This window comes from Noviherbaspirillum aerium, from assembly GCF_008929045.1.
In the GTDB taxonomy this organism is placed as follows: domain Bacteria; phylum Pseudomonadota; class Gammaproteobacteria; order Burkholderiales; family Burkholderiaceae_D; genus Noviherbaspirillum; species Noviherbaspirillum aerium.
The window spans coordinates 96,347-112,406 of the sequence record NZ_VFAH01000006.1; the positions used below are offsets into that span (position 1 = coordinate 96,347).

Annotated in this window: 9 protein-coding genes; 5 read left to right on the plus strand and 4 right to left on the minus strand. The window is 59.9% G+C overall.

Translation table 11 applies throughout. The features are described 5' to 3' along the window. Positions 1 to 168: 168 nt before the first annotated feature. A complete protein-coding gene (locus FH061_RS11180) occupies positions 169 to 855 on the minus strand; it encodes an HAD hydrolase-like protein (protein WP_151635910.1) in 687 nt (228 codons plus the stop codon). Between the two features lie 321 nt (positions 856 to 1,176). Between FH061_RS11180 and FH061_RS11185 the strand changes: the two genes are divergently transcribed. Then, positions 1,177 to 2,328 (plus strand): BMP family ABC transporter substrate-binding protein, encoded by a 1,152-nt coding sequence (locus FH061_RS11185; RefSeq protein WP_151635911.1) that lies wholly within the window; start codon positions 1,177 to 1,179, stop codon positions 2,326 to 2,328. A gap of 169 nt (positions 2,329 to 2,497) precedes the next feature. Beyond that, a complete protein-coding gene (locus tag FH061_RS11190; RefSeq protein ID WP_151635912.1) occupies positions 2,498 to 3,505 on the plus strand; it encodes an aromatic ring-hydroxylating oxygenase subunit alpha in 1,008 nt (335 codons plus the stop codon). Between the two features lie 271 nt (positions 3,506 to 3,776). On the opposite strand, the gene FH061_RS11195 is transcribed toward FH061_RS11190, so the two are convergent. Beyond that, positions 3,777 to 8,081 carry an ankyrin repeat domain-containing protein gene (locus tag FH061_RS11195; RefSeq protein ID WP_151635913.1) on the minus strand — a complete coding sequence of 1,435 codons (4,305 nt, stop codon included), beginning with the start codon at positions 8,079 to 8,081 and terminating at the stop codon, positions 3,777 to 3,779. Between the two features lie 1,102 nt (positions 8,082 to 9,183). On the opposite strand from FH061_RS11195, the gene FH061_RS11200 reads away from it, so the two are divergent. Next, entirely contained in the window at positions 9,184 to 11,031 is a 1,848-nt protein-coding gene (locus tag FH061_RS11200) for a protein kinase domain-containing protein (RefSeq protein WP_192805012.1), read from the plus strand. Between the two features lie 105 nt (positions 11,032 to 11,136). On the opposite strand, the gene FH061_RS11205 is transcribed toward FH061_RS11200, so the two are convergent. Together FH061_RS11205 and FH061_RS30400 are read right to left on the minus strand one after the other, a co-directional pair. Further along, positions 11,137 to 11,613, minus strand: coding sequence for a hypothetical protein (locus FH061_RS11205; protein ID WP_151635915.1), 477 nt, complete (start codon positions 11,611 to 11,613; stop codon positions 11,137 to 11,139). Positions 11,614 to 12,125: 512 nt separating this feature from the next. Beyond that, the gene (locus FH061_RS30400; protein WP_192805013.1) at positions 12,126 to 12,350 is read right to left on the minus strand and encodes a hypothetical protein; all 225 of its coding nucleotides are present in this window, start codon (positions 12,348 to 12,350) and stop codon (positions 12,126 to 12,128) included. Between the two features lie 124 nt (positions 12,351 to 12,474). On the opposite strand from FH061_RS30400, the gene FH061_RS30405 reads away from it, so the two are divergent. Both FH061_RS30405 and FH061_RS11215 read left to right on the plus strand, forming a co-directional pair. Next, a complete protein-coding gene (locus FH061_RS30405; RefSeq protein ID WP_192805014.1) occupies positions 12,475 to 13,182 on the plus strand; it encodes a protein kinase family protein in 708 nt (235 codons plus the stop codon). A 95-nt stretch (positions 13,183 to 13,277) separates the two neighbouring features. Next, a complete protein-coding gene (locus tag FH061_RS11215) occupies positions 13,278 to 15,806 on the plus strand; it encodes a protein kinase domain-containing protein (RefSeq protein WP_192805015.1) in 2,529 nt (842 codons plus the stop codon). Positions 15,807 to 16,060: the final 254 nt, after the last annotated feature.

A 16,060-nucleotide genomic window follows, 5' to 3' on the forward strand; every position in this document is an offset into this window, starting at 1 on the left:
CTGGGAATGAGGTAAAGATAGACCTTCCAGTGATTGGAAGGTCAAGGAGACATTTTAATCGCCCGCCGGATCCGGCGTCTGGCAGCCCGGGGCATCGCCGGCCTCCGAGGTCGACCTGAAAGCGCTTGCGGCCAAAAGGCGAATTCCGGGGATGCCCCCATTACCCGCTCAACATGGCCGATCTGCCGCTGCCTGGCGCGGTCGCACCGGCTCGCCCAGCAAGGCCGGCGCAATGTCATCGACCCGCTCGAACAGGTAATCGGGCCCCGCCGCTGCCAGCACGTCGGAGCGCGTATAGCCCCATGCCACCGCGCCGAAGCGCAGGCCTTCATCGCGCGCCGCTTCCGCATCCCGCACTTCATCGCCGATGCACAGCGCATGGCGGCGCTCGACGTTCATCGCCTCAAGAAGACGGCGCAGCTTGCCGCGCTTGCCGAACAGCGAGGCGCCGCAGGCGTAGCGATCGATCAGCCTTGCATGTTCCGGTCCGAGCACGGCGCGCACATTGGCTTCGGAATTCGAACTCAGCACCGCAAGCCGGATATTCTCGCCGGCGAGCGCCTGCAGCATCGCGCCTATGCCGTCAAACAGGGCGATGTCTTCAATGACGTCGGCCATCATGCTCCTGAAATCCGAAGCCACCCGCGGCACCTTCCAGAGCGGAATACCGACATGCCGCATGATCTGCCGAGCGTCATAGCCGCGCAGCGCATTCAGGTCGTCGCCCGCGATCGGCCTGAAATCGTGGCGGCCGGCGAGGACGTCGAAGGTGCGCAGGAAGAACGGGAAGGAGTCGGCAAGGGTGCCGTCGAAGTCGAAGACGACGAGTCTGGGTCGGTCGGATTCTGCTGCCATGTGAGTCGGTGAGTGGTCGGGCGTGCGGGCGCCGCCGCATCGCGCTTGTCGGGATGGACCGGATTCTACCCCGCCGCCGCAAGACCGGTGCCATGCCGGAGGCTTCCTGCCCCGTATTTGTGCAAGGCCGGTGAAGCGGGGAGGAAAGTGGGAAACAAGTGGACAAAGCGTGACGATACTGCACCGTACCAGTGCCTTCGGCGCCGTTGTATCATCCCGCTTCAAGCTGGCGACTGGCTTGGAACTTGCTATCTGGAACGTGCCATGAAGCAGCGACGCAGCAATGATCGGCTCAATCTTTGGACAACATCAGGGAACCCCATGCTGGATAGTAAAAAACGTAAAACGCTCAAGTCCGCAATCGCCATCGCCGGATCGGCATTGATGCTGATCGCCTGCGGCAAGAAAGAGGAACCGAAGCCGGCGGCAACCGCCGCGCCGGCGCCTGCCGCCGCTCCCGCCACCGCATCCGACCCGTTGAAAGTGGCCTTCATCTACGTGGGTCCGGTGGGCGATGCCGGCTGGACCTTCGCGCATGACAATGCGCGCAAGGCAGTCGAGGCGGAATTCGCCGGCAAGATCACCACCAGCTTCGTCGAGAAAGTCCCGGAAGGAGCCGATGCCGAACGCGTGATCCGCGACCTCGCCTCCCAGGGCAACAAGCTCATCTTCGGCACCACGTTCGGCTACATGGAACCGATGCTGAAAGTCGCCAGGCAATACCCGGACATCAGGTTCGAGCATGCGACCGGGTACAAGACCGCGCCCAACATGGCCGTCTATGAAACCAAGACCTATGAAGGCGCCTATCTCGCGGGCGTCATCGCCGGCAAGATGACCAAGTCGAACAAGCTCGGCGTGGTGGCTTCCTTCCCGATTCCCGAAGTGATCCGCAACATCAACGCCTATACGCTCGGCGCCCAATCGGTCAATCCCAAGGTCACCACCCGCGCCATCTGGATTTCCAGCTGGTTCGATCCCTCGAAGGAACGCGACGCGGCGCTGACCATGATCAGCCAGGGCGTCGACGTGCTGATCCAGAATACCGACTCGCCCGCCACGGTGCAGGCCGCCGAGGAAAAAGGCGTGTATGCCTTCGGCTGGGATTCCGACATGTCGAAGTTCGGACCGAAGGCCCATCTCGCCTCCGCCGTCATCAACTGGACGCCGTACTACAGGCAGTCGATCCAGTCGATGCTGGACAGCAAATGGACGTCCGGCGAAACCTGGTGGGGCGTCAAGGAAAACTCCATCGACCTGGTCAGCCTCAATCCCGCGCTGCCGGATGAGGTGAAGAAAGTCGTGGCCGACAGGAAGGCAGAACTCGCGACCGGCAAGGCCATCGTGTTTACCGGCCCGATCCTCGACCAGTCCGGCAAGGAAGTGGTTGCGGCCGGCAAGGAAGCCGAGACTGGCATGCTCAAGGGCATGAACTTCTATGTGAAGGGCGTGGAAGGCTCGATTCCGAAATAAGTTTCACCGACAGTCCCGCGTTGGCGGCGACAGGGCCAGTTGACATGCCCTGCCGCCAAATGCGGACCTGGTTCGACCGCCGGAAATAACAACATTGTTTCAACCAGGAATGACTTTGTTGGCACATGCGTTCCCACAAAGTTCATCCTCCCAGCCTGCAAGCCCGTCCATGACCGATCAACTTCTTCTCAACGACTGGCATCCGGTTGCCGACGCCTCCACCCTGCAAGCCGGCATGCTGCAGCCGGCGCGGCTGCTGGAACAGGACCTGATCGTCTGGCGCGGCAGCGACGGCGCGGTACATGCCTGGGATGACCGCTGTCCGCATCGCGGCGCCAGCCTTGCACTTGGCCGCGTGGCGCAAGACAGGGTGGTGTGCGCCTATCACGGCTGGCAGTTCGATGCGAGCGGCCAGTGCCGGCTGCAGCCCGCGCATCCGCGCGACACGCCGCCGAAAGCCGCATGCACCCGCCGCTTCCATGCGCAGCAAGCCTACGGCCTGATCTGGGTCTGCCTCGGCCAGCCCGCGCGGGCGCTGCCGCCCTTCCCCGAATACGCGAATGCCGCGCTGCGCAAGGTGATCTGCGGCCCCTACCCGGTGCATGCCTGCGGTCCGCGCATCATCGAGAACTTCCTCGACATGGCGCATTTCTCCTTCATCCACACCGGCATACTCGGCGATCCGGAGCACACCGAGGTGCCCGACTACAAGGTGTCGCCCTTCGACGACGGCCTCGGCGGGCAAGGCATGCAGGGCGTGATCGCGACCGAATGCTTCGCCTACCAGCCGCTCTCCAACCTGCTGTCGGACAAGGGCTCCATGGTCGAATACACCTATCGGGTGGTGCGGCCGCTGTCGGCCATCCTGACCAAGCTGCCGCAGCGGCAGGACGGCTACACCGAGGCCATCAGCCTGCATGTGCAGCCGCTCGATGAAGAGCACTGCCGCGCCTGGATCATCCTGGCGATGACCAATTCCGCCTCCGGCGATGAAGAGCTGCGCGCCTTCCAGGACCGCATCTTCGGCCAGGACCTGGCCATTCTCGAATCGCAGCGCCCCAAGCGCCTGCCGCTCGATTACGGCATCGAAGTGCCGCAACGCGCCGACCGGCTGTCGGCCGCCTATCGCCGCATGCTGCGCGAACTGGGCATGACTTACGGCGTGATGCGGAGTTAGTGAGCCTCTCCTTGCCGTCGGCAAAGACGATGACGGCCGATCTACTGCGGTCCGGGATGCCTCTTTTGGAGCGGATTGCAGGTGGGTGTATGGACGAATCGGCTTGCCTTGGGATGCAGGGCAAGGCGGGAGAAGCGCCGTGTGGCGGGGCACACCGGCGGCGACCAACGCCGCCATGCGCCCACGGCAGGCCGAGGCGACCGACCATTCACCTGCCATCCGCTCTAGGCCTGCGTGAGGCCCAACGCGGCCCCGACGAGGCACTGCCGCGTCAGGCTTGCGCGCCGGGAGCAGCTTCGGCGAGCCGCAGGAATTCCTCCATGATATCCCTGCTGCTTGCATAAAGACCTGCTGCAAGCATGTTCGCCGTCAATCCGTTCCCGTTTTTGATGGAAAGATCCGTTACCCTGATCAGCGTCCTGACGAGTTCGAGGTTACTCGTGAGAACTGCCTGGTGGAGTGCCGTATTACCGGCGCCGTCCTGCCTGTCGGGCTCGGCCTTGTACTTCTCGAGAAGCAGTTTGGCAACATCGGCCTTTTCCCACGCCACCGCCAGGTGGAGCGCGGTGGCGCCGTCGCCGCCGGCTCCATTGACATTGAACAGCGGCGTCGCAGCATCCTTCTTCCTTGCGCCCAGCAAGATTTCGATCACTTCCGCATGGCCGAAGATTACCGCTTCATGCAAGGCATTGCGGCCCTGCTTGTTCAACAGTTCTCCCACGCTCTCCGACGTCCGGATATCCGTCAGCAACTGCTGCACGACCTCCAGATTGCCCCGTGCCGCGGCGACATGCAGCGGATGGTTGCCGTTCTCGTCAGGAACGAATTTCTTGAAGCGAAGCGCGTTCTGCTCGCCGAGCATGGTTTTGATCGTTTTGAGGTCGCCGTTTTCAATGGCTTCATTCAGTTGCGCCGTCAGCGGCTTCACCTTCACCCACGAGGTAAGCTTGTTTGATTGCGGCGGCGCTGCGGAAGCCGAAGGCGCCGCTTTCAGCTTGAGCAATGCCTCTGGATCGATATCGCTCAATATGGCTCTGACTCTGGCCTCAAAGTCGGGGGTTTCCGTCTGCCGCGTCGAAGCGGCGGGGCGCGTGGCCGGCGCCGCCGGAGCCCTGGACGGACCTGCCGGTCTGGCGCTTGAGTCCGTGGCGGCGGCGCCGGTGCCACTCTTCTTCGACTTGGTTGCAAAACCATTGAAGATTTCATCCACATGGGCTGCGAGTGCGCCGGTACTGACTTGCTCAATGTCGTTCCAGGACCTGGGCATGTCGTCGGCGGAACTTGCCGGCAAATCGGCATGCGATGTCGTTGCGGTCTCGCCGAGCAAGCTGGTCTGCGTTTCTTTCGTGAGATGCGCAAAGACGTTGGCAATCAAGGCCTTCAGTTCGCCGGGGCCGCCGGCCTCGCGGCTTTTCTCGATCATGTACTCCATGAGGCCGCCCGCTTCGCGTATCAGCTTATCGAGCACGGGAGGAGGAAAATCCATTTGCACAAGCAACTCCACCTGCCTTGTAAAGGCATCAAGCGCAACCTTGCGGAATATTTCCGCAGCGGGCGGACCCAGTTCCACCTTGGAAAACATGCCGGAGCGATTAGGCGGCGGAGCGAGCGTGGTCAATATTTTTGGCACGCTTCTCAGGCGCAGGCGAATGGACCTTCCGCCTGATGCCTGCGAAAGCTTGATCTCTGGATTGCGTCCCGTTGATTTGAGGGAGTCGAGAAATTCGTGCATGATGTCCTGAGGCGCTTCGGCGACATTCGGATAATTGACGATGATTACGCAATCGATATAGCGTTTTTTCGGATCAAATATCTTCTGCAAGTGGCCAAGCATGCTATCCGGATCGAAGTTGGCCGAGTTCTCGCTCTTCTCCTCGGACTGGGCGGAAGTCTCCTCTTCCCGGAACAAACTGAGGTATTCCTTTGCAGACAATTCGACTGCGCGCAGCCCCAGTTTCTCGACAATCTCCTTGGCGAGATGGGTTTTTCCCGAATCTTTGGGTCCTGCCAGCATCAGAGGCGGCACCACGTCCTTGCCTGCCCCATCACCGCCGATAGGCATTGTGGACCGGATAAGGCTTTGCAGGAAACCGGTGAACGCCAGCTTGTTGCCGGGCATATCCGGGATCATGTCGATCAGTTCCTTCTGTATCTGCGCCATTCTCTGCCGCTCGGCCTGGTCGCCGCCCCGCTCCCAGTGCGACATGTTCTTGAAGGTGTGCGGAATGCGCATGATGAGGTCCATGGTGTACAGGGACTGTACACCATGAGCGAAGGCGGACGAGGTTCTCTTGAGGTTTTCGTCCGTGCCCCACACAAGGCCCACGTTCTTGCTGACGTTGCTATCCATTGCTCTGAAGGACTCTTGAATATCTCTTGGCCTTGTCCCAAGCAGGGGCTCCCACTGTTTTCGCAGCGCCAGCTGAACAAACTTGAGCGTATCGATCGCTTCCAGATCATACTCTCGCGCCTGCCCGAACAGAGCATCCGCAGTGGGCAGCGCTAGAACGTCTTCACTGGCCCGCTGAATGCGCACGTTTTCGGATTTCTCGAAGGCGCGCATGACATGATTGACTTCGCGGCGCTTGTTCAGCGTGCCTTGTATGAAATCACGCAAATCCGGAGCAATGTCTGTTTCCGCCCTGTCTACCCATTGGTTGCCGCGTTCCGTCTCGATGCCGTTGATGGCCTCCGGCGGCAACAGCTCCCGCGGCGCCAGCCTGCCGCCCGCGGCTTCCGATGCCAGGTGCATCACGACATCGGCAATGGTCGACTGAAGATTGGCCGGTCCGGCGTCTTTCAGGCTTTCCTTGATGATGAACTCCATCACGCCCGCCATTTCGGACTGGAGAGCGTGGGTTTGTTCCGGCGTCAGCGCGAACAGGCTGGGAACAACCTTGTTGATCCAGGTATCGAACGTCGTCTTCGCGACACTGCGGCGCACCTGCCCGGGTACCTTGTTGAGATCGGCCACCCCGACACGGCGCGTGATCGCCTCGTTGTTTGGACGATCGTTCGTCGTCAGTATGAGCGAGGTCCTGCTGAGATCAAGTTTGAGATAGGCGCCAGGCACGCCTGTGGGCAGATCGATCTGCAGCGACCGCGACGGCTCGAACGCCAGCTTGACCCGATCGAGATAGTTCGGATCCGTGGTTGCCTGTTCCCTTCCCTTGCCGTCAGCCTTCTTGCCGGTCAGATTGGCCTCGTTGCAGATCACGATGCCGTTGAAGGGCTTGAGCAGGAGCGGCATCACTTCCTTGTAGGTTTCATATGGCGAGGAAACGGCGCCGCGTTCAGCGCCTGCGCGCTGCCGCATTCCTTCCGCCGGCGGCGCCAGCAGGTTGAGCAGGATGTCAAATGGAATTTCCACCGCGTCCACACCGGAAAGGGCAACGATCTGCTGCGCCAGATAGGTCTTTCCCGTTCCCGGCTTGCCTGACAGCACCAGGGTATTGAGGGCGGAGAAACTGGATTCGTCGTTCAGGACGCTGATGTTGTCGGCGGTATTCATGCGCATGCGACTGATGAAGCTCGCCAGAGCGTGGCGGCTGCCGTCGGTGGGAACCACCTGGCCCAGGATGGCTTCCTCCATCTCATGAATCCGCGCCAGCTTCGCCTGGTCCTGGGCCGAGAGGATGGCGCGATCCTGAAGCCATATGTTTTCCGGCTGTCGGCGGATATTCTTTGCCATGGTGATCGCAAGATCAAACATCTGGATGGTGGCGGCGAGCTGTTTGGGGTCGCTGTTCTGGCCCTCCGATTTGGCGATCTGCCTGAACGCCGAATCGATATCGTTTTTCAACCGGCGTATGACATCCTTGTGACCATCCGGCAGCGAATCGTACATACCTTGCGCGTCGCTCCAGACGTAGTGATAGACCTTGCGCAGATCTTCGGTGTGCGTGGGCGGCAGGTTTTTCAGCAGGTTGAAAAACTTCGCCACCGCGCTGGCCAGGGCCGTGCCGATCTGGCTCGCCAGTGCGAACGAGGCGCCGGTGCCGGCGCTTTCATTTTCCGCATGGTACTGCGCCATCATCAGCAGCATCAATGCCGTCGACTCGTCGACGCCGAATGCGCGCGAGACCGTCGACACGGGAGTCTTGTCCACCAGATGACGAACGGAATCGATCAACGCCTCCTGCAAGGCCGAATTGTCGGTGTTGATGAAGCGATTGAGCACGAGCCGGGTCACGAAGGCGGTCGCAACGCCGGTGCCGAGATTGACTCCGGCTTCACCGGCGATCATGCCGGTCCTGACCACCAGCTTTTCCAGAACACGCAGGCCCAGCTGATAGTTTGGACGGCCATTTTCCCCCAAGAGACCGCGCCTTGAATATTCGTCCAGGAGCCGGGAATACCCGGTGTTCCGGACGGCGGGATGCCCGGGCGTCACGATGACGGGCTTGCCGGGTTGAGGCGGCGCCGCGTTGCGCGACGAGGCCGCTGCCGTGTCGGCGGGACGGGGATGCGCGCCCGGCCCCGGGAGCAGCGGGGCCCGTTCCGGATCGGGGACCTGGGCGGTGTTCGTGAGGGAAGGAAGATAGGAAAGCGGATTCAGCGATGGAAAAGAAGGCATGTTTTCTCTTGATGGATGAATGATGTATGGTCAGCATCACCCCGGTCTCGGGACGCCGTGCAGCGTGTGCGCTGCCACCGACGCGGCTCCCGGAAAATGTTGACGCCCGCTTGAGTGTCGGATTGGCCTTGCCGGTTCCATCGGATTCTATTTTTTTAGAATGTGGCCGCATGCAGCGCTATAGCGATCGATATAGCGATCGATATAGCGATGCGGTTGCGAGTTTTGGACGAAGGCCTCGGGCGGCCTCGTCCGAACGCCTGTCGTGGTTTCACTGTGGATCAGCGCCTGCCAGTCAACATGGCACAGCGGCCATCCGATGCCCGGATGCCGCACACGCAAATAATGCCTTCGCCTGATGGAACCCTTCCACACCTTGCGTCACTTATTGCCGGAAATGATGGCGCGGCGGCAGCCCGGCCTGTTCCGGTTCATGACATGACACTGCGCGGGCCGAATAAGGATTGCCGCGTATGCGCCACGCTGATCAACGACGGTTGCCGGTCAACGGCATCGTCCTCAAAGAAAGGCTGAATGCACAAGATCAAGAGGATTTTCAACTGTGCTCCGGGCAGCAGGAGCCAATGACATTTTCCCGTCGCGGGCTTCCCCGATCCTCATGCCACTGCCGGCATCGGCATGGTAGGCAGGTCTGCGATAACAAGGCCCTGCCGGCATTCGATAATCGTCCCTCATTCACATCATGATATCCAGTCTGACATCCTGCATTACCTCCTGCTTCTGTGGCTCTCGTGGCTCCCAACGCAGCGACGACGGCTCACCGCTGAATCGGGCGGCGCCGACCCTGGCCTCTCCTGCTGCTGCTGCTGCTCCTGCTGCTTCCGCCCCTTCGCCCGCGCTGTCCGCCCCAAGCGTGAGAAACGAGCCGCCCCCCCGGCACAGAAACGCAACGCTCGACTGGCTGAGCCGCCAGCCAGGCGCATCCCGATCCGCACCTCCACATGCAGAAAGCGTGCCGGCTTCCCTGTCCGCTTCCGCCCGCCGGAACGTTTGCACTCCCATCGCGCAGCAGGTGCAGCGGGTGCAGCATCAACGGTCTCCGCAAGACACGCAGCCGGGGCGTGCGAGAACTCGCACACTCTTGCCAGCCGGCCCGGCCATCGGGACGCAGGGCGAGACCTTTGCGCTGCCTGAAGACATGTCATCCGCCCGCACCATCCCGGCCGATATCGAACGCACTTCCTCCCCATTACCCGTGCCGCGCGACATTGATCCCGAACTTGAATGGCATCGGAAAGGGCCGTTGCTGAATGCTTCCGATCCGGACTGGAGCAAGCTGGAGTTTGAAAAGCCGGTCGCCCAGGGTACCTGGGGCAGCGTTTATCAATACCGTATCGGCCCGGACACCAGGATCGCGGTCAAGATATTGAAGGACGTGCAGGAGGATGACGGCTCGCCCCGTGCCCCGGAATTCGAGCTGACGAGGGAATTTCTGATTAACGAATATATCCATAAAGAGTTTGGGCCTCATCCGAATATATGCGGTGTCTACGGGCTGGCCCGGATCGCGGTATCCGGTTCGACCGAGAAGCCATTGGCAATGTTGATGGAGGCGGTGGAGGGACCGGATTGCCTCAAACTGGCTGATGAGCTTCGCATGCAATGGAACCGTGGACTGCTATCGAGCACCGAGTATTTCGGCATATGGCAGTTTATCGGCCGGCGCGCGTTCGGCGTGCTGGAACATTTTCGGGAGAAGGGCATCGGGCACGACGACAAGGTCAACATCGCTACGGACACCGGGTCCGTTCCGATTTCGCGCCGCGTGTTAAAGGGTATGGCGCATAACGATCTCAAGCTGGAAAATATCGTTGTCGGAAAGGACGGGGAGCCCAAGGTGGTGGATTTCGGGCTTGCTGCCAATCGGGGCCAGAGGCAGGCCTGCACCGAGTACACCGATTCCGAAGACGATAAACGATCACTTGGAAATACGGAATTGAGCGACGTCTTCAGCGTCGCCGCGCTGATCGCGTCCGGCATCCAGGGCCAGGACCAGGTTTATGGCACAGATCCGAAGGGCCCGAGAGAATACACAAAAGCCGGCCTGGCACCCGCCGTCGTCAAGATGCTCGATGCGAAGGGCAAGCCGGAAGCGTATCCTGCCAATCTCATGGGCTCGGATTTCTCGCGTTCGATCAACAAACTCCTGCGGACCGATCCGCTGGAACGTCTTGATGCAAGCAAGGCGAAAAAGCTGGCCTTCTTCAAGGACAGCATGCTCAACGATGATGAAGCCAAGGCGGCGCTGCGATCGGTCATCGAGCGCATGCGCCCGGGACAACGAATGCAGCCACCCAGGCCGGCATCGAAAGCCCCGACACCGCCGACGGAGACCGAACAAGTCGACAACATCGACAAGACCGGTTTGCGCGGGCAGCACGAACAGCACAGGAAGACAAGCATCGCCAGCCGCTGCATTGCCTTGCTGAAGGAAAGCGAATGGATGGACGGCATCGATCTGCGGGTGGAAAACAGGCCGCGGATCAACGCTCTTTCAGAACTGAAAATCACCGTGGTCGCGGACCGGGACACAGGCATCCGTCGTGAAAGGCACAGGCGCGAGGCTTCGGAACACGAGAAAATCCATAGGGAAAACGAAGCGGTCGTACATGCTCTCTGCAGGTCTATTCCGGAAGGATGGACGCGGGAGAAGATGGATGAATACGCCGAAATGGCGAGCGCCTTGCTGGAAGAGGCGCTGCTTGCGTCGGATGATATTTCCGACGAGCTGCTCGATCAGCTGAGCATCGTTTCCGACCGTGCCATAAGGCTGGCGGAGCTGAATGGCGAGATACTGAGAAATACCATTTCACAGCCTGACCCGCTCGCGTTACGCACCGGCAAGCCGGAAGGCGCGATCCAGCCTTCCGACGTGCATGAGTCTTCGACAGCACATTTCGAGCAGGGGCAAAGCAGGCCTGCTGATTGAGTTCGCAACAAGCAGGGGAGCAAAAGCCAGGCCGGTGCAAGAAATCCTTCTCCCTTCTACCGCAAGATGGATGGATGCAAGCTTGCGGGAACCCGTGGATTGCGCTCACTCGGAGAGCGGAAGAAGCGAGAAACTTACCGGAGCGCTGGCTTTGCCGGACCAGGGCGCTTCAACGCGGTAGGGTCTGCCGAAACGGATATCCTTCACGTAGAACACAAGCGTGTCGCCGCTGATTCTGGGTGCGGCGATTTCGGTGAGGTCGAACGGAGCAAGATCAGCGGCCGCCGGCGGCGATCCGTCACCTGTTTCCCGGTGCGCCAGCAATGCGCGATAGGTTTCGCGAAAGGCGTCCGGATTCTCGATCCGCTGGTAACGTCCCTCGCCATGGAACTGCGTGCAGAGTTCGCAGTAAGTGTCCCGGAGCTGCTCATCGCGCAGCTCCGGGAATGCCGCGGCCAGCGCATCCAGGCTGGTATAGGTATCCGGCCCGACACGCATGACAGTCCGCCCTTTCCTGGCATCCGCCTCCACTGTCACCTGTACGCCGGCATTATCGTTGCGACTCCATATGAATATGCTCATGTCCATTATCTTCGCTGGTTAAAGACGTGTTTGTGGCGGCACTTCCATCGACGTGCCCAAACTCCGCTTCGGCAAGGAAGGCCTTGAGCCGGACGGGAAAAGCGCGCGCATGCCTGATAACCGTCCCGATTCATCACATCCCGGATGAAATCGCCGGATGTTTTCGACCGGCGATGCCGGGGCGGCATAACAGGAGTCCATAGCAGGGCGATGGATGACGAGGACAACGCCGGCAGGCGAAAAGAGGCGCAATGTCATGGCATGGCTTGGGATTGATAGGAGAAACCTGTGGCGCGCGGCACCGCGGTAACCGCCTCGAGCCGCGCAACAAGTTCTCGGACAGATTCCATCATGTTCGGCTTCTTTCCATATGTACCGGCAATGCATGGCGGGTTCCGGCAGCACGGATTGGCGGCACGGAAAATCAAGAAGGCCGGAATGGAGTCATCTCGATGCGCTTGTCACGCATTGCGCATCAGAACGCGTGGTGAAAAAGCGGTGGCCGCGGAACCTTATCCGGGATCAAGCCACTCATCTGCAGGTTCCGCTTCTTGCATGTATTTCAATGTCCATGCCTGTTCCATGTTCCAGCCGGTAGAGCTGAAAGAACCGGCAAGAAACTCAGGCGCTAGGCTGTGCGCGACAAGTGTCGCGGAGCGGGCACGCACGCGTACCGGCGATACGCCGAGCGAGCACCGCAGGCGCGGATCAGAGCCGCGCAGCAGCTTGGCCAACACGGGAGGTGCCAGGTCCCACACTTCAGGCGAGACATCATGTCAATCAAGCTTCCTTTCTTTTCGCAATCAACCCGAGCCATTGATCCCGGCGCCGCTCCCGCCGACCGTCCGCAGCCAGGACCGCTTGTCCGCGACCGGTGAAAGACTCGGCGTGGGCGGCACTGCCCAGGTTCAGGGCTTTGTCACCGCCAGCGGCCACAGGCTCGCGGGCAAGATCATCAAGCCGGATCTTCGGTCGATGCATTTGCTGGAAAGGGAATTGCACGCCTACAGGACAGTGTATGAGCAGATCGGCCCGCATCCCAACCTGTGCAATGTCTATGGCATCGCCGAGGTCGAAGTCGCCGGCAAGCCGGAACGCGTGCTGCTGATGGATGATGTACGCGGCATGGATGGCACGAATTTCATCGACGCCATGCGCAAGTGCATGGAGACCGGAAAAATCTCCCATGCGGATTTTGTGAATGCAACGAAGTTCTATCTGGCGTCGACCCTTGGCGGCATCCAGTATTTGCAGACGGGAGATTTCATTCACAACGATATCAAGCCCGGAAACGTACGCATTGCCGGGCAACAACCGCCAATGGCGGGAACGAGGCGGGCCAGCGGGACCGCGCGGAGCGCCGCAACGAAATGGCCCGGAACCGTATTGGCTCCTGAACCACTGAACATAACGGGCCGCTTCATGCAAGCAATGCAATGCCGGGATTGTTCCACCGCCGGAACAAGCTACCCCGTAGAGCGCCCTGCCCCGACAAGGGCAAGGAAGCAGCTCGACTTCACCACCTCTGCGAGACAGTCATGGGTATCCGATTCTCACTTCGCGCCTTGATCCCTCAACCCACTCATGAAGTAGACGCCGGCAGGGCTGCGCAGCCGTCGTCAGTGATCCGGCCGGCGGATTCTCCAGGCACTCCGGCGGGACCCTTGCAGAAGTCGCTCAAACCAGGATGGACGCAAAAGCTGATGACCGGTCTGGCCGCGCATAGAGCGGGAAAGAAAGAAAAAAATCAGCAGGCGGCTCCAGCCGCTCCTGCACCGCTAAAACCGCCCTCCACGCGAACCTCAACGGACGACATTGGCGTTTCCTCTGCGACGCCTTTGAAGATCGAATTCCTTATCCGGAATCTTTCCGCAAGACCGCACACGCAGATATGCGACAAGGACCGAATGGAGAACGTCCTTGAACACGCAGCCGTCGTGATCAGTGCTGGCGAGAAGGACATTACCCAATCCATCCACGCGCATATCGACCGGCGATTGCAGCAGCTACCGGATACGATAACCAGCGCGCTAGCCTCCAAAGTGAAGGGAGACCTGAAGAAGGAATGCGAGGACATCGTCAAGGCCGGCGAAGCGACGCTTCATAAAGCCCTGCGAGACGACGGCGTCGCAGACTATCTTCTGCGACCCGAATTTAAAGTCCCCAGAAGCCAACTGTACAAAACGATAAAAGATGTGAAGAAGAGGCTGACTGGCGGCCTCGACAATACGCTGGCGCAACGCGGCATGAGTAACAACTGGTATCCGACGCCGCCCGAGGCCGGGGGCGTCGAATGGACAAATGAAAGCGGACCTGTGCTCCAGAAGCGGGGGCTGGACTGGAAAGGCCTGCAGGCAACCGGCGAAGAACTCGGAACGGGCGGATTTGGCTCGGTAGTCGGCTTCACTACAGCCAACGGCAGCAAGCTTGCAGGGAAAGTCATTCATCCGATGCATCAAGCGATCGACTGGCTGCAGATGGAACTGGATGCCTACAACAAGGTGTACACATTGGCCGGACCGCATCCCAACGTGTGCAATGTCTATGGCATTGCACACGTCGAAATCAACGGCGAGCCGGAACGGGTGCTCCTGATGGATCATGTGCCGGGAATGGATGGCGAGGATTTCATTCATGCGCTGCGCGATTGCATGGAGACCGGCAGCATATCCTTCACGGAATTCATCAATGTGTCCAAGTTCTATCTCAAGAAGAGCCTGGAAGGCAGCCAGCATCTGTCGAAGGCCGGCGTCGTGCACAATGATTTCAAACCTCCCAATATCCGGGTTGCCGAGAATGGAACTCCTGTCTTGATGGACTTCAATGTTGCCGGCAGCTTCGGCTCAAGGATGATGGTTGGAACGGAAGACTACATGTCAAAGGACTACCGGAAAGGAGTGAACGAGACGACCGATGTGTTCTGCATCGGCGGCATGACCATCGAGATGTTCGAGGGTTGGGACCGGAGGATTCCAAGACAGCGTCTCAGGAAGTTCAGCGACATGCTCGGAGACAGGATCAATCTGCTCCGTGGCAGACCTCGCTCTCTCAAGGTAGACTGGATTGCCCCCAAGGCTGGCCCGGCCCGCGGCACGCTTTACCAGTTCGATACACGCGGCGGCTTCAAAGTTATCAGGGCCAATGAAATCCGATCCGAATACCTGGACTTCGTGCAATGGATGCTCGAGAAGAATCCGAAGCACCGGCCAACGGCCGCGCAGGCGCTCGATCATCCGTTCCTGAAAGACGAGGTCGATGAAGAAGCAGCGGTAAAGACGATCGCCCGCGTCATGGAATACGAAAGAGCGAAAAAAACGACGCCCCCGCAGGAACAGTCTGAGGGCAGGTCAATGTCCGAAGAGGCGGCGATGGAGTCGGAACGGCAGCCTGTGCGAAAGCAGCCCATGGATGTCATCAGTGATATGCCCATGCCGCTGCGCGAAAAGGTTCTGGATTTCCAGCGCAATCCGCAGCTCGCCCGGTATACCGAACTGAAAGAGGCAAGCATCGATGAACCCGCGCTGGCGGAATGCCTGCAGATACCCGAATTCTGGAAGCCGCTGGCCCGGCCGCTGCGCAACGAGGCCATCGAGAAGTCGGCAAAGCTGCTCGAACGGTATGGCGGTGTCTTCGATGCAGTTGCTGATGCACTGCAATCGCTCGGGGAATCGGACCAGGTGAATACCCGGGCGCTCATCGACAATGGCAAGGCAAGTGGCTGGCAGGAAAAATCGGAAGGTCTCGTTCAACAACTCAGTAATTCCGAAGAAGCACTGAAAGTCTATCTGCACGAATTCAACTCGGTTTATCACTGGCTGGCCATGGACGAGCCGATGGATAAAACGGCGAGCCGGCAGGAAATCAGGAATGCGTGCGCCGTCCAGCGCCGCGCGCAAGAACTGCTTGCGCGACATGAAGCACCCGGGTCGATAGCGCGCAACGCGCTGGAAATGCTTGAGCGGTGCCGGAACGGTGAAATAGACAGCCGGATAGCGGCTCGCAGTGCAGGGCTCAAGCCGCAACCCCGGACGAACGACCTTCCTCCTGCTGATCAACAGCCTCGGGTCGCCCCCGGTCGGCAGGCGTTGCGGTCGATGGAACAACGATCCGAAAAATTGAAACCCTTGTTGGAAAAGACCTTCAATGAAATAAAGAAGGGTTCGGGAAACAATCCGCCTGACACTGACAAGTAGGCCTGAATCCAAGATATATGCCGGCTGGCTCGCAACGCCGGGAACCTTAATTTTTCTCCGGCCACTGATATAGACAGGGCAGCAAAAGTTATCTGACGCATGGCGTATTTCCCACTTTCTCCCGCGGGCGGCAGGACGAAGGAAGTACACATGCACGGGGTTTAGCTAAAAGATTTCTGCGCGCTTGCTTTAAGATCCGGCCCGAAAATGGACCATTTTTCAGGCCGGATCGATAGAAAGGTTTGCAGGTCAGT

Bases quoted from the DNA above. Each gene is read 5' to 3' on its own strand.
- FH061_RS11180 (WP_151635910.1), bottom strand. From the start codon at position 855: ATGGCAGCAGAATCCGACCGACCCAGACTCGTCGTCTTCGACTTCGAC.
- FH061_RS11185 (WP_151635911.1), top strand. From the start codon at position 1,177: ATGCTGGATAGTAAAAAACGTAAAACGCTCAAGTCCGCAATCGCCATC.
- FH061_RS11190 (WP_151635912.1), top strand. From the start codon at position 2,498: ATGACCGATCAACTTCTTCTCAACGACTGGCATCCGGTTGCCGACGCC.
- FH061_RS11195 (WP_151635913.1), bottom strand. From the start codon at position 8,081: ATGCCTTCTTTTCCATCGCTGAATCCGCTTTCCTATCTTCCTTCCCTC.
- FH061_RS11205 (WP_151635915.1), bottom strand. From the start codon at position 11,613: ATGAGCATATTCATATGGAGTCGCAACGATAATGCCGGCGTACAGGTG.